This window comes from Nostoc sp. UHCC 0302 (genome assembly GCF_038096175.1).
Taxonomy (GTDB): domain Bacteria; phylum Cyanobacteriota; class Cyanobacteriia; order Cyanobacteriales; family Nostocaceae; genus UHCC-0302.
On sequence record NZ_CP151099.1, the window covers coordinates 212,717 to 236,274 of the forward strand.

General features: G+C 41.6%; 17 protein-coding genes. 11 read left to right on the plus strand and 6 right to left on the minus strand.

All coding sequences use genetic code 11. The features are described 5' to 3' along the window. Positions 1-735: 735 nt before the first annotated feature. The 3 genes from WKK05_RS00935 (at position 736) to WKK05_RS00945 (ending at position 3,018) form a co-directional block, all read left to right on the plus strand. Entirely contained in the window at positions 736-930 is a 195-nt protein-coding gene (locus WKK05_RS00935; protein WP_341527951.1) for a hypothetical protein, read from the plus strand. A 281-nt stretch (positions 931-1,211) separates the two neighbouring features. Further along, complete coding sequence (locus WKK05_RS00940) at positions 1,212-1,670, plus strand: response regulator (RefSeq protein ID WP_341527952.1); 459 nt, start codon at positions 1,212-1,214, stop codon at positions 1,668-1,670. A 571-nt stretch (positions 1,671-2,241) separates the two neighbouring features. Continuing rightward, positions 2,242-3,018, plus strand: a complete 777-nt coding sequence (locus tag WKK05_RS00945) for a class II glutamine amidotransferase (protein WP_341527953.1) — start codon at positions 2,242-2,244, stop codon at positions 3,016-3,018. Between the two features lie 172 nt (positions 3,019-3,190). Here WKK05_RS00945 and WKK05_RS00950 read toward each other — a convergent pair whose 3' ends face one another. Then, positions 3,191-3,649 (minus strand): hypothetical protein, encoded by a 459-nt coding sequence (locus WKK05_RS00950; protein ID WP_341527954.1) that lies wholly within the window; start codon positions 3,647-3,649, stop codon positions 3,191-3,193. An 816-nt stretch (positions 3,650-4,465) separates the two neighbouring features. Between WKK05_RS00950 and WKK05_RS00955 the strand changes: the two genes are divergently transcribed. From WKK05_RS00955 to WKK05_RS00970, 4 genes are all read left to right on the plus strand, one after another. Further along, entirely contained in the window at positions 4,466-5,638 is a 1,173-nt protein-coding gene (locus WKK05_RS00955; RefSeq protein ID WP_341527955.1) for a sulfate ABC transporter substrate-binding protein, read from the plus strand. A 274-nt stretch (positions 5,639-5,912) separates the two neighbouring features. Beyond that, a complete protein-coding gene (gene cysT / locus WKK05_RS00960; protein ID WP_341527956.1) occupies positions 5,913-6,782 on the plus strand; it encodes a sulfate ABC transporter permease subunit CysT in 870 nt (289 codons plus the stop codon). After that, a complete protein-coding gene (gene cysW, locus WKK05_RS00965) occupies positions 6,769-7,650 on the plus strand; it encodes a sulfate ABC transporter permease subunit CysW (RefSeq protein ID WP_341527957.1) in 882 nt (293 codons plus the stop codon). Before cysT ends, cysW begins: the two co-directional genes overlap by 14 nt. A gap of 97 nt (positions 7,651-7,747) precedes the next feature. After that, positions 7,748-8,014: an NIL domain-containing protein gene (locus WKK05_RS00970; RefSeq protein WP_341527958.1), complete on the plus strand. Its 267-nt coding sequence runs from the start codon at positions 7,748-7,750 to the stop codon at positions 8,012-8,014. 59 nt (positions 8,015-8,073) lie between these two features. Here the strand turns inward: WKK05_RS00970 and WKK05_RS00975 are convergent, their stop codons facing one another. Next, positions 8,074-13,314 carry a CHAT domain-containing protein gene (locus tag WKK05_RS00975; RefSeq protein ID WP_341527959.1) on the minus strand — a complete coding sequence of 1,747 codons (5,241 nt, stop codon included), beginning with the start codon at positions 13,312-13,314 and terminating at the stop codon, positions 8,074-8,076. A gap of 280 nt (positions 13,315-13,594) precedes the next feature. On the opposite strand from WKK05_RS00975, the gene WKK05_RS00980 reads away from it, so the two are divergent. Continuing rightward, positions 13,595-15,475, plus strand: coding sequence for a ShlB/FhaC/HecB family hemolysin secretion/activation protein (locus WKK05_RS00980; protein WP_341527960.1), 1,881 nt, complete (start codon positions 13,595-13,597; stop codon positions 15,473-15,475). A gap of 247 nt (positions 15,476-15,722) precedes the next feature. Here the strand turns inward: WKK05_RS00980 and WKK05_RS00985 are convergent, their stop codons facing one another. Both WKK05_RS00985 and WKK05_RS00990 read right to left on the minus strand, forming a co-directional pair. After that, a complete protein-coding gene (locus WKK05_RS00985) occupies positions 15,723-16,367 on the minus strand; it encodes a hypothetical protein (protein ID WP_341527961.1) in 645 nt (214 codons plus the stop codon). A 400-nt stretch (positions 16,368-16,767) separates the two neighbouring features. Beyond that, complete coding sequence (locus WKK05_RS00990; protein ID WP_341527962.1) at positions 16,768-16,965, minus strand: hypothetical protein; 198 nt, start codon at positions 16,963-16,965, stop codon at positions 16,768-16,770. A 539-nt stretch (positions 16,966-17,504) separates the two neighbouring features. Between WKK05_RS00990 and WKK05_RS00995 the strand changes: the two genes are divergently transcribed. Continuing rightward, on the plus strand, positions 17,505-18,434 hold the full coding sequence (locus WKK05_RS00995) for a pentapeptide repeat-containing protein (protein WP_341527963.1): 930 nt from the start codon (positions 17,505-17,507) through the stop codon (positions 18,432-18,434). Between the two features lie 59 nt (positions 18,435-18,493). Here WKK05_RS00995 and WKK05_RS01000 read toward each other — a convergent pair whose 3' ends face one another. Both WKK05_RS01000 and WKK05_RS01005 read right to left on the minus strand, forming a co-directional pair. Next, complete coding sequence (locus tag WKK05_RS01000; protein ID WP_341530988.1) at positions 18,494-19,534, minus strand: glycerate kinase; 1,041 nt, start codon at positions 19,532-19,534, stop codon at positions 18,494-18,496. Positions 19,535-19,582: 48 nt separating this feature from the next. After that, complete coding sequence (locus WKK05_RS01005) at positions 19,583-19,915, minus strand: DUF565 domain-containing protein (protein WP_341527964.1); 333 nt, start codon at positions 19,913-19,915, stop codon at positions 19,583-19,585. Between the two features lie 568 nt (positions 19,916-20,483). On the opposite strand from WKK05_RS01005, the gene WKK05_RS01010 reads away from it, so the two are divergent. After that, positions 20,484-21,116 (plus strand): hypothetical protein, encoded by a 633-nt coding sequence (locus WKK05_RS01010; RefSeq protein ID WP_341527965.1) that lies wholly within the window; start codon positions 20,484-20,486, stop codon positions 21,114-21,116. Positions 21,117-21,420: 304 nt separating this feature from the next. Beyond that, on the plus strand, positions 21,421-23,364 hold the full coding sequence (locus tag WKK05_RS01015) for a glycosyltransferase family 39 protein (protein WP_341527966.1): 1,944 nt from the start codon (positions 21,421-21,423) through the stop codon (positions 23,362-23,364). Positions 23,365-23,558: the final 194 nt, after the last annotated feature.

Consider the following 23,558-nt stretch of genomic DNA (forward strand, 5'->3'; position numbering starts at 1 on the left):
GTAGAGTAACAATAGAATTAAGAAGATTTCTACTCCAGGTGTAGAATATTTTAACGACAGATATGAATTATGAGAAGATTTATATTGAAGTATCAAATATTTAGGCTCTCCTATGTAACTCATGTCATTCGAATGCTATTTGCTACCCTGTCTTAGCCCCCACTTAGGGAATCTACAAGTCTGATATTGCTCAATGCTAGCTCTGACAACGGAAGAAACCTGCTCAAAGTATTGCCTCATTCAAGTCGTAAAACCTTACCAAAGGACTAGCCTAAAAAGAGAGCAAAAATTACTCAAAGTCACTTAAAAGGTTTAACCAAGATATTTAAAATTACAGCTTTGTTACCTTGCTGTGAATCTGCTATTGTTTAAACGGGGGAATCTTAACTTTTGTATTAATACAATTAATTGGAGTAGCTACATAAACAGATTATCAAGCAAATATTTGGTTTTTAACAAATTTTGACAAATAAGTACTAAATAATCAAAACTCAGAAAGGACTAAGCACAACTGGTGGATAACTATTCATTTTTACATATCTCTGGTTTCCCAAATCCGTCAATGGAGATACTAGTTAACTGCTAAATATATCTCTAGTTTTTGTGGATTTGTTTTTTGTCATTCCATTGTAACTTGTGTAAATGCCATGATCCCAGGTATTATCACAACCAGCATCGTGGACGATGGCTTGATCTCCAACCGGTTTGACAGATTCTTACTCTGGAGTTTTAAAAATGTACGATAAAGATGATATAAAGACAATGATTGATGGCATGAGTTTATCTGGTGTGTTAGAGATACTTTCTCAAGTCTGTTACGAGAAAGCTGAACATCTTAGAACCAATTGGGAAGACCCTGACACTGCTAGAGCATGGGAGAAAGTTGGCAGGGCTGTAGGAAAAATTAAGATAAAGGCTGACTTATATTAACTGATTACTTAAATATTAAAACCCCGTAAGCTTTGCTCTACGGGGTTTTATGACTTTTAGGGTAAAAGTTTAGTATTACCCCAACAATACTGTTATCTTCTTCTCAAAAGTCGATAAAACTAAAAAATCAGTATTTTAGTAACTATTAAATATTACTTAGGAGATAAGACTAGGGTCATGGTAGCTTAGTTATAAAAGTTCGCTAGGTAGCTAGCTCGTTACTGGCTACCTAGCAGGGTTCCTCCGTAATTGATTACGGCAACTAAGGAGGCAATATTATCATGACAAACAACCCTGATGATCCGAATCCTCTAGATGTTACAGAAAATTTCCTCTCTCTAGGTGGTTTACAGATTCTTGTCGTAGATGATAATGCCGACAGTCTTGTTTTAACTACCTATATTCTTGAAGGTTACGGCGCTAAAGTAACAACAGCTACATCTGCTGTAGAAGCTATTGAGGCAATCAAGCAATTCAAATTTGATATTTTTATTTTTGATATCGCTATGCCAGAAATAGATGGATATTCGTTAATTAACAAAGTTAGAGAGAGTCCATTTTCAGAAAACCAGGAGGTTCCTGCTATTGCTTTAACTGCTTTAGGATCTGAAGAAAGCTGGAACTTTACTCTCATATCTGCTTTTCAAAGTTACGTAAATAAGCCTATAGATCCTACTGCCTTAGTAATAGAAATTACAAAACTTATCAAAAGTTATGCATTCAAAAATAGTAAAGATTAGCACTGACTTACTTAACAGTTCTCAATCATTCGTGAACAGCAATAAACTTGGCTTTTTCAATCAATGAGGTTTTTGAGACGCTCAATTTTCCATAAAAATAATCCTGAACTGCCAGAAATCAGTTGAATTAGAAATATATGCTGAATCGTCTATACCTTAAGCAGAGCATCACTTCTTGATGTTCTCCCGAAGCAAAATAACTCTCGCAAAACCGCCCTAGACTAGCTCTAGGGCGGTTTTGTCTTGTATCTTTTCCTTATGGAGCTAGTTTTTACAGCAACTGGTTGGCGATCGCAATCTCTACACTAGTTTTAAACTATACCTATTTTTCTAAAAAATTTACGTTAACTCTCATTGGCACAGGTAAAAATATTTATGTCATTGCGATCGCGCTAGCGTTTCCGTAGGAGAAGGAAGACGCTACACTCGCCATGACAATGTATATTTAATTTTGCATAACTACTTACTTCAATCTTAAAACTTAAGATTGAAGCGATCGCACCAGAATAATGCAGCATTCTGAAGTATCTTGATTCTCAGATATTAATCAAAATTCAGAGATGCAACATCCATGTGTCAATTGCTGGGAATGAATTGCAATGTTCCTACGGATATTTGCTTTTCTTTTGAAGGGTTTTCTGCACGGGGAGGAAAAACCGATCATCATAGTGATGGTTGGGGCATTGCTTTCTTTGAAGGGAAAGGATGCCGGATGTTTTTAGATGACCAAGCTTCTGTTGCTTCTCCGATAGCGGAGTTGGTACGAAGCTATCCTATTCACTCAACCCATGTCATAGCCCATATCCGTAAAGCAACTCAGGGTGAAGTTGCCCTACACAACTGTCATCCTTTCCGTCGGGAACTGTGGGGAAAATATTGGGTGTTTGCCCATAACGGCAACTTACCAGACTTTCATCCAGAAAATCTCGGTTTCTACCAAGCTGTGGGTAACACAGACAGTGAAAAAGCATTCTGCATGATGCTAGAAACCTTGCGAGCAAGTTTTCCTGAAGGTAAACCTTCTATAAAGGAGCTGTACCCTGTATTACGGAATATAACTAGTAAAATTGCATTGTCGGGTATTTTTAATTATTTATTGTCAGATGGAGAACACTTTTTCGCTTACTGCTCAACCCGACTCAGTTATATTGTACGGCAAGCGCCTTTTGCAGCAGCTCACTTGATTGACCAAGATATGACGGTAGATTTTCGGGAGTTGACGACTCCTAGTGATCGCGTTGCTGTCATCGCTACTACCCCCCTTACTGACAACGAAGTTTGGACACCAATCCCACTAGGAGAACTGCTAGTATTTCAGGACGGTTTACCCTTGAAATTAGCATATTAAATTGACACAAACCAAGAAGGGAACAGGTTACAGGTTACAGAGAATAGTAAAGAGAACTAAACCCGATAACCTATACCTGCTCCCTTAAGTCAGCAGCTATTTTAGCTCCTAAATCAAGCCTTTTTCCGAGGGACTTAATTACGAATTACGAATTACGAATTACGAATTAGTATTATCTCCATATTGCCTTTTCGCAGACAATTACTCGCCCATTTTTAGTAACGGTTAGCTCTTTGCGGGTGAGGACGTAACGAACATTTCCATTAACTGCTACAAATCGGTTGTTACTGTAGTTTCGCAGGGGAAGAATGACACCTCCTGTAGTACCATTTTTTGCATAACCTACATAAGTATTAGGGAGGTCACCTCCACAAATGTATACTAAAAAGTTTTTTGTTTCAGCAGTTACAAACTGGCTACCACCACTATTTTCTGGACAGATAGAGTTCTGAGCTACTACGACAGAGCGACTACTGGATACACTCAACGAAGTAGTCTGCGTTTCTGCCTTGACACTGTTTTGGTTGATTTCTGTAGCTTGAACTGAAGGATTTAATAATAAAAGTGTCCCTATTGTTGCTAAGGAAAATTTGAATAAGTTTTTGCTATTGAGTTTATTTCCGAATACCATAATTTCGCCTGCCTTGTGAGAAAAAACAATTGTGTTTACTTTTAAAAATATGAGCTATAGCACTTCTAAATGAGTTGTGAGTTTTTCGTTGATACAGCCGTAGAATATTTATTTTTAATAACCAATTAAGTAACGACTGACGGCTTTATAGACTGTATCAATAATATTCAATCATTTAATATGCTATTGCTATGTTTGATTGCTCAGTACTTTATTCTTCAAATCGAGGCAGAGCTTTTTCGGAAAAGTAATTAGATAGATTTTAAATTTTTAATTAAAAAGCTATTCGAGCGCATTTATTGCTTGAAAACAAGAGATAAGCTTAAAAAGTAAGTATAAAAAAATACTATTTTAGGATTAAGGTATACACTATGCGTTCGGTAGTTGCTTCTCTTAGACAACTGCTGGAGTGGTTCTCCTTGGCTGCTATTTCTATTGGAAAAGTAGCGTAACAAATCTTTTTTGTTCTCCATGTTTGAAAATATACAGGTATATATTCTTAAGGCGCACGACCCACTTCAGTGCTAATTTTCCCTGTATGTGCTGCATCCAATGGTCAGAGATATTTAAAATAACCAGCTATTTGCTTGCTGCATTTTCAGAGAAACCTATTAGCTTTATCATGACAATTTGATACTTGAAATCCACAGTAGTTTCAAATGCCTGTAGAACTGGTAGAATCACCATATTCTCGATAGAGAATGTGCTGTTCTTCTCTTGTGTTTATGACCAGATATCTGCAATTATATATTGCTATCAAGTAATATATAACTGTATTTCCATCAAGTAACTGTAGTTTTAGGGGAGGATATTGGGATGAGTTCGTGGCAACGCACACTAGAAAGATTACAAGCGATGTCTTACGACAAGCTGCTTAGCATCTACGCTGAACAAAGAATACATCTGTTCAGACTAAATTCGCTCAAAGGCTTTGTATCGTTATTTTTGGTAGGAGCCTTTTTGAGTGTGGCGATTGCCGCCTGCTCTGGAGGAAATGCAGGTAATTCTGCCAGTGAAACACCTGCGGCTAGCCCTGTTGCTGCTAACAAGCCAAATGTTGAACTCACACTGGTTTCCTTCGCGGTTACCAAAGCAGCTCACGAAGCCATCATTCCCAAGTTTGTAGAAAAATGGAAGCAAGACCATAACCAAACTGTCACCTTCAAACAAAGCTACGGCGGCTCCGGTTCTCAAACTCGCGCCGTCATTGATGGTTTGGAAGCAGATGTTGTCCACTTGGCATTAGCTGGAGACACTCAAAAGATTGAGAAGGCTGGGCTGATTCAGCCAGGATGGGAAAAAGAAGTCCCCAACAATGGGATTGTCTCCAAAACTGTAGCAGCGCTAATCACTCGCACAGGCAACCCTAAAGGTCTCAAGACTTGGCAAGATTTGGCGAAACCTGGTACAAAACTGATTACCGCTGACCCTAAAACATCAGGCATTGCTCGTTGGAATTTCTTAGCACTTTGGAACTCCGTAATTAAAACTGGTGGAGATGAGGCTAAAGCAACTGAGTTCTTAACTAAGGTTTTCACCAATGTGCCAATCTTGACTAAAGATGCACGGGAAGCGACTGACACATTTGCTAAGCAAGGTCAGGGAGATGCCTTAATCAACTACGAAAACGAAGTTATTTTGGCGCAACAAAAAGGCGAGAAGATTGAGTATGTAGTTCCTGACGTGAACATATCTATTGACAATCCAATCGCAGTGGTAGACAAGAATGTCGATAAGCATGGTACTCGTGAAGTTGCTGAAGGTTTTGTCAAATACCTTTACACGCCAGAAGCCCAGCAGGAGTTTGTTAAGCTCGGATTCCGACCTGTAGATGAGACTTTAGCTCAATCTAAGGAAGTTACAGACAAGTATCCTAAAGTGAAAAATTTGGCTACAGTTAAGGACTTCGGTGGATGGGAAGTAGTTGACAAGAAGTTCTTTGCAGATGGTGGAATTTTTGACCAAATTCAAGCCAAAATCAAACGTTAATAGATAAAAAGAATTCAGAGGTCAAAATTCTGACTTCTGAATCACGCACGGATGAATCCCTATTTTTCAGCAAAAATTCTTTGCTTCTCTATATGTTCCATACCTAAAGAGGCTTGTAACTTCGACTCATCCGTCACTCGCACACTCTCTATTTTGGCTCCCGATTGCTAGCTCCTGACTTTTTCTTGGTCAATAGTTAGTGGCTAGTAGAAACAGAAACAATTGACAACTGACAAAAACTTGCTATCGAATTTTAAATTTTTAATTGTGGACTATGACTCTATCTTCTCCTGTGGAAGGTGAACGTAAAACTCCGGTTTGGAAGAACTTCTTCAGTCAGTTGTTGCGGCTTCCTTGGACATGGCGAATTACCCTGCTCTACCTGACGGTAATGTTGTTCCTTCCCATAAGCGCTATGTTCTTGAAAGCGAGTACCGAACCACCTGATAGGTTTTGGGCGATCGCTACTAGTCCAGTGGCTCTGGCAACATATAACGTAACTTTTGTTACATCTATATTCGCAGCTCTCCTGAATGGTGTCTTTGGAACTCTGATTGCTTGGGTTTTAGTTCGCTACGACTTTCCCTTGAAACGGCTAATTGATGCCACAGTAGATTTACCTTTTGCCCTACCAACTTCGGTAGCAGGGCTAACACTGGCAACAGTTTACAGTGATAATGGCTGGATTGGTTCACTATTAGCACCTCTGGGAATTAAAGTATCTTTTACCCGTACAGGAGTAGCGGTAGCAATGATATTTATCTCACTACCTTTTATAGTGAGAACTGTGCAGCCGGTGCTTCAGGAAATGGAACATGAAATTGAAGAAGCGGCTTGGTGTCTGGGTGCTACTCAATGGCAAACCTTCTGGAAAGTAATTTTACCGCCGTTATTTCCCACGATTTTGACTGGTATTGCCTTGGGCTTCTCCCGTGCAGTGGGGGAGTATGGTTCGACTGTAATTATCTCGTCGAATACGCCCTTCAAAGATTTAATCGCACCCGTGTTGATTTTCCAACGCTTGGAGCAGTATGACTATTCTGGTGCAACAGTAATTGGCGTAGTTCTACTGGGAATTTCTTTGATACTGCTACTGGCAATTAATTTCTTACAAGCGTGGGCGAGACGATATGACAGTAGATAAGCCAAGTTTTCACTCATCATCTGGGTCTGAGACAAATACAGTCCAGCCAAAAAAACAGCCCAAAAGTTGGGTTCCGACACTTTTAATTGGCATAGCAATTGCCTATTTAGTTCTAGTTCAATATTTGCCTGCACTCAACGTCTTTATCCAGGCTTTCAGTAAGGGAGTTGGGCCGTTTTTATCTAACCTGACGCGGCCAGCCTTTCTCCATGCAGCTTGGTTAACATTCATACTGGCTGTAATTGCTGTGCCTGTGAATGCAGTGTTTGGGTTGTGTGCAGCTTGGGCGATCGCTCGTCATAAGTTTCCCGGTCGTGCTATAGTTCTCAGCATTATTGACCTGCCCTTTTCCATCTCACCCATAGTCGCTGGATTGATGATTGTGTTACTCTACGGGCGGAATGGATGGTTTGGCCCTTGGCTACAAGCACATGATATTAAGATTATCTTTGCCTTTCCTGGCATGATACTTGCTACGGCTTTTGTAAGTATGCCGTTTGTGGCTCGCGAAGTTATCCCAGTCTTAGAAGAGTTTGGCAAGGATCAAGAAGAGGCTGCGAGAATTTTGGGAGCAAACGATTGGCAGGTATTTTGGCGGGTTACTCTGCCTAGTATCCGTTGGGGTTTACTTTACGGCTTAATTTTGACCAATGCTAGAGCAATGGGTGAATTCGGAGCAGTTTCAGTAGTATCTGGCAACATTGCTGACCAAACCCAGAGCTTACCACTATTTGTAGAAGATGCCTATAAACAGTATGAAACTGAGGCTGCATTTTCTGCTGCTGTACTGTTAGGGCTGCTAGCAGTAGTCACTTTGGTGCTAAAGGAGATTTTAGAAAGGAAAACCCGCATTAAAGAGGTTGAATAAATAAGGGAATAGGGAATAGGGAATAGGGCATTAGTTCTTGTCCCCCAATCCCCAATCCCCAATCCCCAGTCCCCAGTCCCCAGACCCTAGTAAAAATATGGCTGATGACAATACACTTAACCATAAACGGATTCGACTCAGGATTCCCAAAGACTATCATCAGGAACCTGTAATTTCCCGTCTGGTGTCTGACTACGGTCTAATAGTGAACATCACTGCGGCAATTTTAGGAGCCAACGCTGTTGGAGATGGTTGGTTTGACCTTGAGTTAAAAGGCACAGATTCACAAATTCAGAGTGGACTCACCTATCTCCAAAACTTAGAACTGGAAGTTTGGGACGACACTAAGAAAGATGATTGGTAAGCAGGTAGGGAGTAAGGGAGATGAGGAAGAATAACTAATGCCCTATGCCCTATGCCCCTTTACCAAGGATTGCCAACCATTGTAAATGCTGCCCAATAATAAGGATGAGATAGCGATTGCTCAGATTCATCAACACTGTCAGCAGGCAAAGGTAAACTCTCAACTTGTCCGAAACCTCGCACCTGACCATTCCTTAAAAAAATCTGTCCTTTGGCCATAGCTACTTGAGCTTGTCTTAGAGCTTCTGCCCGGATGGGAGATGTTCTTAAATTCTCATAAAATTTGGTCATCAACGCTGCTGTACCAGCATCGTTAACTGTCCAGAGACTAGCAACACTCGTTTTCACACCTGCTAGCACTGCTAAACCTGCAAATCCAATTTCCGCCTCTTCGTTTCCTAAAGCAGTTCTACAAGCGCTCAGCACCAACATCTCGACTTGGGGTTCATTTAAACGTAGCTGCCGTAGTTGGTTCAAGCGTAACTTGTCTTCCCACAACTGAATATAGGAGTTACTCAAAGTGCCAGTGGTAAAATCAGCATGGGTTGCCATGTGAATAATCCCAAAAGGTTGTTGGCGGCGGATAGCTTTGAGATTCTCTAAAGTGGCTTGCTTGTTTAACAACAATTTGCCCTGCCAAAGTTTTGAAACCAGGGTAGATAACTCAATGGGAACTGCTGGCAAAGGCTCTTGCCCCTGAGTACTCTGGGATACGCCCAAAGCTAAAACTTGTGACTTTTTGATATCAGTGTAGAGAGTATTAGTCAAGCTAAGACTGGGCATCAAACCAATACTGTATTTTTCTATCAGAAATTTCTGACCATCGTGAAGTGCTGCTATTGGGGTTGAACGTAACCCAACGTCTGGCAAGAAAACGAGATTGTTGATTCCTCGTGCTTGTAAATCTGCCTCTAGTGGTGCAATAATCCAACGATAGAGTTGCTGAGATGGACGTAAGTAACCGTTACGACGACGGTTTTGTGGACTAACGATTTGGTCACGAAATTCTTGAGCTACTTGTAAAACTTTGGCTTTTGTCGCTGCTGGGATACGCTGGCGTATGGGGTTACCCTTGCTAGTTACCACTACTAGTTCTAGTTGATCAGTATCCTGCTCGACTATAGTATTCAATTGTTTAGTCAATCGTTTTGCTGTTGGCGGAATCTCTACAGGTACAAAACTTATATAGATAAATGCAGGTTTAACACCAGTAGCTTTTTCAATTTTGCTAGCAATGTCTTTAGCATCATCCACTGATTTGACTTTAGGATTGGGTATACCTAAATAATCTGCAAACCTACTAGTGAATTTACCTTCAGGAGTGGGGTCAGAATCAAGAATGCTGACGTTAATATTGGGGCCAGGAGGCTCGGTTATTATAACTGGATTGCACTGGAATGAGCAGGGCGGAATATTTGGTTTTTGTGGTATTTGTTGTTCTTGTACTTGTACTTGTATAGTTGCAGGTGCTGAAGATGAAACGCGATCGCTCCCTACAACTCTGAAAGCATTGAATAAGCCTGTAACACCGTTTGGTGGTGTATAGTTGAGCGTTTCACCTGTCGTTACAGTGTCTCCAGGATTTAAAACAGTATTGCCTCGTCTCAGGGTTCCTGCCAAAATGCTATCAATCACGACAGTTGTGTTGTCAAGATTAATATCGTTAACATTGGCATTAAAAGTAAAGTCAAATGCTTGATTGGGTTGAGCAGCCGACAATGGTGAGTTTGTTGTCAGTGTCGGCGGGGTGTTGACGGAAGTAATAGTAATGCCGCTGGGAGTATTAAGGGCATTTCCACCATTAGGCAAGACGGGAAAGCTATCTGAAGAGATACTGGAACTTCCCCCTGCGTTAATTGTCCCCCTTGTACCGTTGACACTGACATCACCTACAGTGAATGGAACATTATCTGGCCCACCATCATGTTGAATGGTGATCGTACCTCCGTCAGGAGGTGCAAGGCTAGTTCTAGTACTACTTCCCTCTCCCTCATTAGTAATTAAAACTCCGCCACTAGAGATTGTATCACCCGTCCCTATTCCTCGAATTAGTCCATTTGTCAGCACTTGTACGTTGCCACCTTTGACAGTGCTACCAGATTCTGTCGTTGCCTGAGTGTTGATGCTGCTAAAAGTAATTGTGCTGCCAACAGTATTAGTAGTCTGTAACGTGACGTTACCACCTGTTACAGTTGCAGTACCATCTACTCCTGTGGCAGTTGCTGAGGCATCAATAGCACCGTTAACCGTGATAGTATTTCTCGCATTTAAGCTGACTGAGCCAGCCGTCGCTGTAAAATTGCCACTTCCATCGTTGGCTACAGACGAGTTAATTGCTTGGGTGGTAATACTGCCCTGGGTAGTTGTTAAGTTTACATTACCCGCTGTGCTGCTTGAACTAAAACCACTATTCACAGAGCTATTAATAGTACCACTTTGGATATTACCTACCGCATTCATATTTACCGATCCATCTGTTGGATCATCAAAAATGGGAATCTCTCTGGTGTCAAGATTTCCCAGGGTAATACCCCCATTAGTGCTAGTAACACTAATATTGCCAGACCCATAGCCATCTCCACTGGCAATGATATTGCCTCCAGTAATGTTGTCACGTGCAGATAACGTTACATTGCTACCAAAGTTACCACTTGTATCAATATTCCCCAGAGTAATAGCGCTATTAGTGCTGGTAACGTTGATACTACCAGAGCCACCATAGCCATCTCCACTGGCAATGATGTTGCCTCCAGTAATGCTATCACGCGCAGATAACGTTACATTGCCGCTATTGCTGCTAGAGCCACCAGTTGTATCAATATCTCCCAGTATTAGACTAGCTCCCGAAATAGTGATATTCCTTTGAGCAGTGTTGATGATATTACCTGTCCCCATCCTGAAAGCGCCTATACCATCACTATCTGCATCTGCTGTAAATGTAATTGCGTCTCCAGGTGATCCTCCGTTACTAAAATTTAAAGATACTCCATCAGCGATAGTAATATTGTTAGTCGCTTGCAGAGTAATAGCAGCGTTCTGACTTTCCAAAGCACTTTTGGAAATTGTAAAAGTTGCAGGGGAAGCATCTTGTAGAATTGTTGGCAGAGAGCCATCCTGTGGTTGGGGACTGGCATCTACAATATTGATATCAGTTGGGTCTAATAGTAAGTTCCCAAAAATACCATTTTTAGCACTTAGGACAGTATTACCACGGTAAATCAGGTTTTCCTTCCCCGACACTTCTACAAGACCGCCATTGCCGGAGTTAGTGCCACCACGAGCTGTAATATTGCCATAAAATGCCGTTGTCTTGTCAGCCCAAACAATTACCTGACCACCATTACCATTGACTAAGCTATCTGCCGAAATTAGAGAATCACTACTAATGAAAGTGCGATCGCTATTGGGTAGAGTTCCCTTACCTTGGTAATCACCGCCAATCCTGACAATACCACCGCCATTCGTACCAGAGGCATTAACATCAGCACCAACCAATGCCACCTGTTGTCCCAAAATATTGGCTGTGCCGCCTGTTTGGCCAGATACATCAACTTTGCCTGCAACAATAGTTGTACCGGGAATTGTGGGTATTGTCACATGGGAATCTGTTAGTTGCACACTACCATCAGAGTTGGCACTCAAGCCACTGTTACTAATGTTACCAACCGTTAACAATTCGGGTAGAGAGGCGATTGGAATTGTCCAATTGTGAGGTTGGTTACTACTAGAAACTACGGGTTGAATTTCCAGACTCAACAGATTTCCTGGCTGGCTAAGACGCACCCAATTTTGCCCTGGTACAGATGTCAGAACAATCTGTCCTGCTGGTGCTTTTAGTTGCCCAGTGTTTACTACAGTACCACCCAATAAATTCAAGCTCTGCTCAGTACCCACTGCCAAATCCCCAGCATTAATAATCGCTCCTGGCTGGCTCATAGTAAATGAGAATCCGTTAGGGTTTCCCACTAAGGCGGTATAGTCATTAGCACCTATGGCATTGAACCAACCTTTCTCGAAACCGATGCCATTAGCGGTTGTCGCCGTGAAAGCACTAGGGACGTTTAAGCTGGCGTTGGGGCCAAAAATAAATCCGGCAGGATTCATCAAGTAGAGATTAGCGCTGCCACCTGTAACCTGAATTAAGCCATTAATTATGGAAGCATTACCGCCTGTAATCCGACCAAGGATATTTTGCAGAGCAGGATTAGCTTGAAAGTTGGCGATTTGGTCTAACTTAATCCCAAACTGTTCAAAACTGTGGAACAGGTTAGCCCCATCACCAGAAGTCTTACCGCCAGTGATATCAAGTCTATTCCCATTAGGAGTAACAATTGTACCTGTACCATCATTCGCGGGAACAATCTGCTGTGCTTGGGCTAATCCAGCGCTGAGGGTTGTAATTAGGGGAAGTATACCTAAGCCAAGTTGAAAAACTGTCGCTACTCGTAGACCCCTAAAACCTAGTTTTTCAAAGGATTTGAAGGCTGCTTTCGTTTGTGTAACCGTCCCTTGAAGACCGTCAGCAAGCAAATTCAGTAATGGTTTTTTACGTCGCAATATGAAGCGACCTGTGGGCAGTTCTACATCGATTTGACAAAAGTCGGCAAGTCCTCGCCGTTGTAGTGCTTGGGCGATTACTTGCTGGCAAGACAAGAGCATTTCTAAGCGACGCTGTTGGGAAGCATTATTTGGATGGTTGCGGTAGTAATAAAGTGGCTGTCTAACGCGCCCTACCTGAGCAACTTCTGAAAGCCGCAAGCATAAATGGTAGTCTTCAACATGATCGGGTGAACCATTAACTCCATTAACTTGGTCATAAACTGAACGACGAATCAGGCGAAAATGGAAAGTCATAAAGTTCACCAGCAATCCCTCTTTGGAATAGGGAATATGGCAGCGATGACCATAGTTAGTGACGTTTCCTGTTTCGTTTATATCGAGATAGTCAGTGTAAACAAAACCCATTTCTGGGTGGCGGTTGAGTACAGCAGCAGTTTCTGCCAACGCAGTCGGGGCTAACAAATCGTCACTGTCTACCCAACCGATGTAAGCCCCTGTAGTCTGGGCGATCGCAGCTTGTAGCGCCGCCGCGATTCCCTGATGAGATGCCTCTACTAGCCGCACTCGCTGATCTTGTCGTGCATACTTACGCGCGATCGCCACTGAGCCATCACTAGAGCCATCATCCCAAATTAGTAACTCAAAGTCTTGCCATGTCTGCTCTAGCACACTGGCGATCGCAGCCTCAAGGTAAGATTTCCGATTGTAATTGGCAATAACAATAGAGATCAGTGGTGACATGGAAGTACTCGTAAGTTCTTAACCTCTTATTTAGAATATCCTGCTCAGGGCTTTTACTGAGTAATAATCACTATTAATTATTTTTTAGTTACAAAATTTTTTAAGTTTGAATATCAAATGAATGTCAAAAATATGATATTCAGATATTCATGCATCTATAGCATACTTATAAAATCTCACAGGCATTCGGGTTCACTCTCCGGGTGATGCTCGCAAGCGGGGGAACCCGCCTATAGCGATGGTTCACAAGTCGTCAGATAAGGCACCTAATAGAGGTTAAATGAGCAAAATTACAGAAATTGGTGTTAAATCTGAAGCCCAGATTCAGCAAATAACTGTCTATTTATCTGATCAATTAAAGACTAGGCAAAAGTTGGCAAATAATAAACAAAATAACAATTACAATTTAAGTTGCAAGTGCGGCTTGTTAATGCTATCCAGTGTTTTGATTGTAACAGCAGATGTACTACCGAGTTTAGCTAACGGGCGTGATATTTTTATCCAGAAATTGGATCGCAATATTAATGACTCAGAGTTTCTGATAGTACAAACAGCACAACCGAAACTTTCTCAACAAGAACCTTCATCGGGAAATGACCCCAATCAATCCGAAGCAAGCCCTCAAACAGAAACGCCCTCAGAATCTAGCGAACGTATTCGTGTTCGTAAATTCCAGGTTATAGGTAGCACTGTCTTTAGTGAAAGCGACTTTAATCGAGTTTTACAACCGTTTGCAGGACGGGAATTGACTATAGAGGAAATCAGAAAAGCCGCAGATGCTGTCACCCAGCTTTATTTGAATCAGCGCTACATTAATTCCAGAGCAATTGCAGAGATGCAACAGCCGAATAGCACAGATGGGATTGTGGTAATTCGGGTAATTGAAGGGCGTTTGACAAATATTGAAATCGAAGGGACGCGGCGATTAAACCCAGCTTATATTCGTAGTCGGGTCAAACTTGGTGCTGGTATACCTTTGAATAGCGTGAAGTTGGAAGAACAACTGAGGCTATTACGACTCGATCCACTGTTTACAAACGTGGAAGCCAGCCTCCGTCCCACTGGTAAGATTGGTCAAAGTACTCTGATTGTCAGAGTTCAAGAAGCCAACTCTTTAATTGGTAGCATCGGTGTAGATAACTATTCGCCTCCCAGCATTGGCGCAGAAAGATTTGGTTTTGAATTGCGCGATCGCAACTTAACTGGAAATGGAGATGAACTAGCTGGTTCTTATTACCGTTCTTTTTCAGGTGGTTCCAATATCTTTGATGTTAGCTATCAGATTCCCGTTAACGCTATGAACGGGAAAGTACAGATTAGATATGCAGGTAATCGCAACGAAATTACTGAGCCAGAGTTTAAGCAGTTGGGTATTCAAGCAGATCAGGATCTATATGAAATTAATTATCGTCAACCATTAGTGCGATCGCCCAGAGAAGAATTTGCGTTGTCTTTGGGATTTACCTATCAAAATGGTCAAACTTTTATCTTCAATAATCAGCCGTTTTCCTTCGGTATCGGCCCTGATAAAGATGGAGTTAGCCGTACCAGCGTCATTCAGTTTGGTCAGGACTATGTTAAGCGTGACCCTCAAGGGGCTTGGTTTTTACAATCACAATTTAATTTTGGAATAGATTTATTTGATGCCACTATTAACAATGATCCAATTCCTGATGGACAATTTTTCAGTTGGCTAGGCCGAGTACAGCGTGTACAGCAACTAAGTGATAATCAATTATTGCTTATCCAAGCAGACTTGCAACTGACACCAGACAGCTTATTACCTTCTCAGCAATTCGTTATTGGCGGTGGACAATCTGTACGCGGATATCGACAAAACGCCCGCTCTGGGGATAATGGATTTCGGTTGGCGATTGAAGATCGGGTGACAGTGGTACGCAATGAATCGGGATTGTCCACAGTTCAGCTAGCACCGTTTTTAGATATGGGAGCAGTCTGGAATAATTCTGACAATCCCAACAACTTACCCAATCAAACGTTTCTTGTGGGTGCAGGCTTAGGACTATTGTGGAACCAAGCTATGGGGATTGATAATCTAAGTCTGCGGCTCGATTATGGCATTCCATTTATCGATTTGAGCGATCGGGGTAATAATGCCCAAGATGATGGCTTCTACTTTAGCCTTCGCTATCAACCCTAATTTAGATGAAGAAAATTTTAGGTCACCTATAGCCGTAGTCATATAGGTTAGGACAGTGTTTATTGCTCAAAGCCTTGAATTAACTAGGTTTTCACTCAGCACTCAGTACTTTGCTATATCTACCGTATTTAGTTACAAAAGTGAGAATAAGCAAACCTATAATCCTCAGAGCATTTCTGTGTTCAAGTCGCAGCAGATAGCACTACTAAAACTTAGCGCTACCTGCTGCGGGTTTTAGAGGAGTAATTTATATTAGTGTAGTTTTCCGTTTCTTCCACCTCCATGTCCCAAGTCCAGCAGCCAGCACCAATGGTACAACAGGGGAAAATATGGGTTCTGGTACAGGTTTTCCAGGTGGTAAAGGTTTATTGAAACTGATGTCGTCAATGAAAAAATCGAATCTGTCGAGTGAATCAGTTACGCTCTTAATTGTCACTTCAGTGCCAGTTGTAGCAAAACCAAATTGTTGCCGACCGCTATCAACATTAGGTGGCAGAGTAAACGTTGAGGAATTACCAGCATTGTCAGCCACAGTATAGCTCGTATCTTCACTGCTACCGTTGAATACATTAAGGGAAAAATTATTGATCGGATTATCAAATGTAATCATTAATAGGTTAGTCAAGCTTGGTTCTCCAAAGCTTGCCGTTCCATAGAGTGAGGTCTGGTTTGCTGGTAAGGTTGTGGTGTTCTTTAGAATGACACCACCTTCAAACTTAACATTCCCAGCAGTTGTTGGAATATTCAGCGTCTGAGCGACGCCAGCATCGGCAAAAATCGATGGCCCAGTAAATCCTTGGTCGTCAAAATTTATTGTAACTGCTGAAGCTTGACCGGCAATCCCAACAAACAGTACTCCAAAAGTTATTCCTGGAATATAAAACTTGTTCATCTTGTTTTGCCTAAAAAATGGAGAATATAACAATTGATAAAGTTCAGGAACTATGATTCAAAACTAAATATACAGCAGTTTGTTGAATTTTCAAGTATTTTTACGTCTTGCACGAGAACTTCATCAAATTTTTATTTTTTAAATTTTTTATAGAAAAATTTTGTGATATGTAAGTAGATATAAATCAATTAAAGTTTGTAGTTTAATAATATCTACTTACTTATAACGATTCTCATTTGAATGAGTTACACGCGTAGTGACACGGTAATACCTGTCTCTACTAGTATGTATGTTCATCTGTGGTTAATTATTTTTTGATAATCAAGAATTCAGAAGTCAGAATGATTCTGTAGGATTGGATTCTGAATGCTGGTTTACAACCGTACTTCTCTACGAGACGCTACCGCGAACGTCCCCCTACGCTAATGCCTGTTATAGACGAAATCTTGAGGAAAGATCGTAGTTCTACGATCGCTAACAGCACCTTAAATGAGGGGACAATATCGAAATCTGCGCTTAATACAATGCCACTTGCTACAAGTTTGGGAACCAAGCAACGCACTAGCTCCCTTACAATAATTTTATTTTTAATAGGCATTTATTTTTACCAAATCTTAGGATGTACTTAAGCACATTAGAAAAGTACAACTAGTTTATAAATGTCACAAATACGACATATGCTTGTCACAAAAATGCCATATTTAACAAGTATTTTGTAAGTAATTTCTTGGTTTATTTTAGTCTAAAAAAGTATTCTTTTTTTATTGCTTGTAACTGTTCCATTTAATATAACGTGAGTTCGAAAGTTCTCATAGTATCCACATTAGTCGAATAAAAAGACCTCTTAGAGGTTTTACTAGGCAAAACCTGCCCCTCCCCGAGTTGGAGAGGGACAAAGTTAAACTTTAGTTCAAGGCAGTGAGATGTTTATCGAACTCACGTTCAATTAAGGTAATGTCATTGTCAGTAACTAATAAGGCTAGGCTGATTTTTTCTTAGTAAATGCCTTAACGTCATTTTTGCACGAATATTCATTTCATCTCGGAAAAAACTAAATCAAGCTAAAAGTTTCCGAAGGTGGAAAGTGCAAACCTAGCGCTGTCGACTTGAGCTTGTCAGTTTATTGAGCAAAGTATCATGCAGATAATACAAAATAATCGCTTTAAGCTGGTTAGTTTTAGTTTTATTCCCCTCGTAGCTTTATCAATATATTCAGTAACTGTTGCACAGAGAGATACACAAATCAAAGGACTTTGGGATAGTGTGGAAACTGCTCAAGGACAAAAAGACAGTACAGCAAGAATCGACGCGCTAGAAAAACTAGTTAAGGATGGCGCTCCTCTGAATAATATTCCGCTCAAGGATGCCAACCTCTCCAGCGCCAACCTCGAAGATGCCAATCTCTCCAGTGCTAACCTGGAAGATGCAAACCTTTCCAGTGCCGATCTCTCCAGTGCCAAGCTCTCTTATGCCGACCTCTTTGGGGCCAAGCTAGAACACGCTGATCTTGAAAGTGCTGATCTTTTTAGTGCCGATCTGTTTAGTGCTAAGCTCCCTAGCGCCAATCTCTCTAGTGCTAACCTCTCCAGTGCCAACCTCTTTAGCGCCAACCTCTCCAATGCCAAGCTTTCCGGCGCCAACCTCTTTAGCGCTAAGCTTTCCAATACCGACTTAGAAAGTGCTGATCTTTCTAGTGCTGACCTTTCTAGTGCCAATCTTCAAGATGCCAACCTTCAAGGTGCGAGGCTAGAACACGCCGACCTTTCCAGTGCTAAACTCGAATATGCTAACCTTGGACGTGCTGATCTCGAAGGTATCAAGCTTGAACGTGCTAACCTTAAACACGCCAAATTTGAACATACTAACCTTGAAGATGCCGAGCTTCACAGCTCCAACCTTGAAGATGCCAAGCTTGAAGGTGCTGAGCTTAAAGGTGCAGACTTTCAAGGTACTCAAAACTTAAGTATTCAACAGCTAAAATCAGCTAAAAATTGGGATAAAGCCTGCTACGACTCAGAAGTTCGCAAACAACTAGGCTTACCTCCAGATAATCCAAGCCAATGCTAATAGAGTCTGAGCTATATCTCTAGAACAGATATCAATCACGAGCATCAGAGTTGCGATCGCTATAACCCATAAACTCTTCCAAAACTATGATCGCCATGAATCTCAATCACTAAATCAACTGCTGTTTGGTCTTTTACCAACGGCTGGATAAATAATTCTGGGTGCAGCGATCGCCAAAAATAATTGACAAATTGCTCTATCTCTGAATCACTCATCCCAGTCTTACCAGCAGCAATCATCTGGTGTTCTGCCTGTTTACGCCACTCCAAAGAATAGCGGTAATCAGTTGGATGCAAGACAATTAAGCTGTCTAATTGCTCCCACAATGGTAAATAATTTTTAAGTTGACCATTGATATCACGGGCAAATGCCCTATCCTCATCTGTGATAATTGGGGGTGGTGCAGTATCAAATACATTTTGGTCAATTGGTCGTACACCCACAAACCAACCTTCAAACAAAACAATATCCACACCTGTAATAATTTCCGGCGTAGTGCGATCGCCAGCGCCCCCAAAAGCAGATTTATCAAAGCGGGGAACCATAACTGGACTTTGCAACTGGCGTACTTGATTTAGTACATTTATACCTAAGTCTATATCGTGAGTTCCTGGTGGCCCCCGCCAAATTAAGCGAGGATCTTGCGCCGTTAAGGCGAGGCGATCGCTATAAGTTTTATATAAATCATCCAAAGATAAACTCAGGCTAGTGTATCCCAATTCCTGAAGAATCAAGGTAAGAACCTTACACATTGTAGTTTTACCTGTACCCTGCCCTCCCAAAATCCCCTGGATTACGGGTCGTCCCAACTTTTGGCGATGTGATGCTAGTTTGATTCCCAGCGGTAGCCACAAATCCCACAACACCTGTAACTTTTCTTGGGGTTGTACTTGGAGAGTAGTTTGGCAAAAGTCGCTAAAAGCTGGCATGACGGATTTTAATAAATGCGATCGCACCTGTATAACTTCATCGACATTTTCAGGTGTGATCCCAAAAGCTTTTGCTCTCAGCCTATCTACTAATACTGCTTCTCGTACTTGCTGCTGCCAACTTGACTCTGCTAGATCCGTTTCCAAAATTTCACTCAACCACAACTGCATCATATTTATCTATCCCCCTGTTCCCCCTGCTCCCTGCCCCTCCTCTGCTCATGATCCCAGCTTAAAGGCTTCAACAAACAGGCTGTACATTAAGCCAACTTTAAGAAAGTTTAGTGATTCTAAAAGGAGCGATCGCTTAGAGAAAAAGCCCCGACTATAAAATATCTTGCTGGTAATTTCCGTCAACAGTACTAAAATCGCAGCTACCAAAACGTCCAATTCAGCTCGTTGGCCAGCTGTAGTGGAAATTACGTTTCCCAGAAAAAAACCGAACAAAAAACTAATTATTAGTAACGATAGCCGCCGCCAAGGGTTTAAAAACCATTGTCCGAACCGCCTAGCGATGGTATCCAACAGGTTGTTGAGACGAGTGTTTTGCATTGGTTGGACTTGTCGGGAAAAGTCAAGAAACCTTGAAATATTTCTCTTTTGAGGATATTGGTTTTAGCATAAGCTTTTCTGATACTATTGTAAGTATCTGCTAGGCTTCAGTGTTAATTAAAATTTAGATAACAAATAATCTTCAGGAAATTATGTTGCTCGGAAGAAATATTCCAGTAGTGTAATTTTGACGGTTGAAGTATAGTCCTTAGAAATTATCTAAGGGTTGGCCAAAGTGCGCCTTGCGGGGATCGCTAAACGGTCTCACTGTTATTTTTATTGTTTTTCTACAAATGAATTCGCTGGGTCTGTATTTAATCTTATTTTTTTTATCAAAGTATACGTTTAACGTACAAAAGACTGGGTGTCTACAACTCTCTGTGGTCAAGTATTACAGGAATTATTTCCTCTAAATGTTTCCTGAGCTAAATGAAATATATGATACATTGCTGGACTTAATTTCAGCAGAATCTATTAGGTAGGCTACTTTCCTTAATTGCCTTTTGGAATAATAGGCTACTATTTGGTCAAGTCTAGACAAAATACTTATTTCTAAAAACTATCAATTATGAAACCTTCAGTTTATCGTAACGTTGGTGTTACAGGCTGTTGCTTAGGACTGCTGGGATTGCTGGTGGCGTGCTTTGACATGAGCATATCTTTTGAAACCATCAGTCCAGACAAATCTTCACAAGTGTCAACCGAGACTTCCCAGTTGGAGACGAATCAGTCCACATCTGTTTCATCTGAAAAAGCTATTCCCGCAAGCTTATCCACTCCAGCTACGAGCTCACCCAGTCAAGTAGAACAAACCAATAGAAATAATACTGATTCTCTCTTGGCTCGTAATAACTCAGCAGACAAAGGCAAAATCCAAGGGAGTTTGCGAATGAGTAATCAAACAAATCAGCCTGTGCGGCTGGCTCTACTAGCGCGGCAGTCGGGAGCTAAAAGTTCTGCATCTAAACAGAGTAACTATGATGTCCCCGCACATTGGGATTTTGCTCCTCAAGAAGGTACTGAGAAGGGGCTGATTCTATCATTGCCTCAAGGTGACTTAAAGTTAGAGAAGGGAGATATTTTAGTTGCCTTTGCACAAGATGGTTCTCGACAGTACTGGGGGCCTTATGTTGTTGGAGAAACTCCTTCACCTAAGTGGAATTCCCAGAACAAAGAATGGCAACTAGTACTGAATCCATGATTTAGTAGTGTTGAGTTAGGAGTTAAGAGTAGAGACGCGATTAATAGCGTCTGTACAGGAGTTTTAATTTCAACCATTTTCTTCTACTTAGCACTCACTGTGGTTTGAATGAGTGAGAACAAAATACTAATAACTAACGACTATTGATTAGTGAACGCCAGTTGCTTCTCCTGTCGGAGACCAAGGCGTAGCTTGCTTCCCCGTAGGAGTACAAGTCGAGAAACCATGTAGGGCAGTTCCTCCAAGTTGGCAGAGCTGCTCAATGGACTCACCACAGCGCTGGTAGAATATTGACTATTGACTAATGAGCATGAAATTAAGTGTTAAGTGCGCTGTTGAGCAGTGGTTCAACAATCTAGGAAAATATCCAGCCCTAGCTGTGACTGTCTCAAGCTTGTGGTTGATTTTGATTTGCACTTTAGCTTTTGGGTGGAATTTGGGCAGCATTGGCTTGATTGATGAAACAGAGCCATTGTTTGCAGAAGCTTCCCGTCAGATGTTAGTTACAGGTGATTGGATCACTCCTTTTTTCAATGGTGAAACTCGTTTTGATAAACCTGCTTTAATTTATTGGTGTCAAGCGATCGCTTATGCTGTTATTGGAGTGAATGAATGGGCAGTACGTATGCCTTCAGCACTGGCGGCGATAGGCACAATTAGTTTGAGCTACTACACCGTACAGTGGTGTTTGGCTAAACAAGATGAATTGGAGGGAGTTTCACGTCCTACTCGCCGCTACTTAACAGCCTTTGTGGCAGCAGCGATGATGGCATTGAATCCCGAAATGATTATTTGGGGGAGAACAGGTGTCTCCGATATGCTGCTCACCGGATGTATAGCATCAGCTTTATTATGCTTCTTTCTGGGCTATGCAGGGAAGGAAGGGAGCAGGGGGCAGGGGGCAGAGGGCAGGGGAGCAGGGGAGCAGAGGAGCAGAGGAGAAAAATTTTCCTCCATGCCCAATGCCCAATTCCCTAATAAGTGGTACTTAGCTTGTTATGTGCTAATTGCTGCCGCAATTTTGACCAAGGGGCCTGTAGGAATTGTCTTGCCAGGGTTAATTATCGTCGCGTTTTTGCTCTATTTGGGGAAGGTACGAGAGGTGTTGCGGGAAATGCGTCCTCTTTTGGGTATCTTGATTATTTTAGGTTTATCTGTACCCTGGTATGCGCTAGTGATTTGGCGCAATGGCTGGAGTTATATTAATGCCTTTTTTGGTTATCACAATCTAGAACGCTTTACAGAAGTTGTAAATCATCACTCAGCACCTTGGTATTTTTACTTTTTGGTAGTGCTACTTGGCTTTGTGCCATACTCAATTTATCTGCCGATCGCTATCACCAAGCTGAAATTTTGGCAGCGATCGCACTGGCGTTCTCAAGAACGTTCTGGGCAATTGGGTTTATTTGCCTGGTTCTGGTTTGCTGGTGTCTTTGGCTTTTTCAGTATTGCTGTTACCAAACTCCCTAGCTACGTGTTGCCGTTAATGCCAGCATCAGCCATTTTAGTAGCACTATTGTGGAGTGACCTTTTCCCAAATAAGAGGTCAGAGGAGCAGAAGGGTAAATTTTTATCCTCATCCCCCTCTTCCCTTTCCCCACTTTCCCACTCCTCCTTTCTCCTCTGGAGTGGTTGGGTGAATGTATTTTTTTTAGCAGTTATAGCAACTGGAATGTTTAATCTCACCCAATTAATAGGTAGAGATCCGGCTGTGCCTAACTTCAACTTACTACTTCAACAGTCCGGTTTACCAGTGATTGGGGGTGTAGTTTGGCTTGCTTGTGCTGTCTTGGTTGCGGGTTTTTTACTCAGACGCCGTTGGAACTATATCATCAGCATGAATGTGCTGGGGTTTGCAGCGTTTTTAATTGTTGTTTTGACACCTGCTTTGTTTTTGATGGATCGGGAACGTCAATTACCCTTGAGGGAGTTGTCTACGCTTGCATTCCAAGCAAAACAACCGAATGAAGAATTGGTGATGATGGGTTTTAAGAAACCTAGCGTAGCATTTTATAGTCAAACCCATGTCAATTATTTAAGATTTCCCAAAGAGACTTTAGAGCATATTCAAGATCAAGCAGCTAAGGGACTACAGCCAGCTTCTTTACTACTTCTGGCAGAGCAAAAAAAGTTTCTGCGAATGGACTTACAGCCAGATGCTTACAAAAATTTAGCCACTAAGGGTGCTTATACTCTAGTGCGAGTGCCTTTTAAGCCTAGGAAAACTGAAAAACTAGAAGTATCGTAATTGGGGATTGGGTATTGGGTATTGAGTATTGGGGATTGGGGATTGGGTATTGGGTATTGGGTATTGGGGATTGATAATTAATTTTTGTTAGTTATTAGACCTCTTCGTAAATTACATCATAAACACTTAATACAGATAAGTTTTTCCTTATCCATGCCCCATGACGGCAGTTGCTACACTTGGGGAAACCCCAA

Bases quoted from the DNA above. Each gene is read 5' to 3' on its own strand.
- WKK05_RS00935 (WP_341527951.1), top strand. From the start codon at position 736: ATGTACGATAAAGATGATATAAAGACAATGATTGATGGCATGAGTTTA.
- WKK05_RS00940 (WP_341527952.1), top strand. From the start codon at position 1,212: ATGACAAACAACCCTGATGATCCGAATCCTCTAGATGTTACAGAAAAT.
- WKK05_RS00945 (WP_341527953.1), top strand. From the start codon at position 2,242: ATGTGTCAATTGCTGGGAATGAATTGCAATGTTCCTACGGATATTTGC.
- WKK05_RS00950 (WP_341527954.1), bottom strand. From the start codon at position 3,649: ATGGTATTCGGAAATAAACTCAATAGCAAAAACTTATTCAAATTTTCC.
- WKK05_RS00955 (WP_341527955.1), top strand. From the start codon at position 4,466: ATGAGTTCGTGGCAACGCACACTAGAAAGATTACAAGCGATGTCTTAC.
- cysT (WP_341527956.1), top strand. From the start codon at position 5,913: ATGACTCTATCTTCTCCTGTGGAAGGTGAACGTAAAACTCCGGTTTGG.
- cysW (WP_341527957.1), top strand. From the start codon at position 6,769: ATGACAGTAGATAAGCCAAGTTTTCACTCATCATCTGGGTCTGAGACA.
- WKK05_RS00970 (WP_341527958.1), top strand. From the start codon at position 7,748: ATGGCTGATGACAATACACTTAACCATAAACGGATTCGACTCAGGATT.
- WKK05_RS00975 (WP_341527959.1), bottom strand. From the start codon at position 13,314: ATGTCACCACTGATCTCTATTGTTATTGCCAATTACAATCGGAAATCT.
- WKK05_RS00980 (WP_341527960.1), top strand. From the start codon at position 13,595: ATGAGCAAAATTACAGAAATTGGTGTTAAATCTGAAGCCCAGATTCAG.
- WKK05_RS00985 (WP_341527961.1), bottom strand. From the start codon at position 16,367: ATGAACAAGTTTTATATTCCAGGAATAACTTTTGGAGTACTGTTTGTT.
- WKK05_RS00990 (WP_341527962.1), bottom strand. From the start codon at position 16,965: ATGCCTATTAAAAATAAAATTATTGTAAGGGAGCTAGTGCGTTGCTTG.
- WKK05_RS00995 (WP_341527963.1), top strand. From the start codon at position 17,505: ATGCAGATAATACAAAATAATCGCTTTAAGCTGGTTAGTTTTAGTTTT.
- WKK05_RS01000 (WP_341530988.1), bottom strand. From the start codon at position 19,534: ATGCAGTTGTGGTTGAGTGAAATTTTGGAAACGGATCTAGCAGAGTCA.
- WKK05_RS01005 (WP_341527964.1), bottom strand. From the start codon at position 19,915: ATGCAAAACACTCGTCTCAACAACCTGTTGGATACCATCGCTAGGCGG.
- WKK05_RS01010 (WP_341527965.1), top strand. From the start codon at position 20,484: ATGAAACCTTCAGTTTATCGTAACGTTGGTGTTACAGGCTGTTGCTTA.
- WKK05_RS01015 (WP_341527966.1), top strand. From the start codon at position 21,421: ATGAGCATGAAATTAAGTGTTAAGTGCGCTGTTGAGCAGTGGTTCAAC.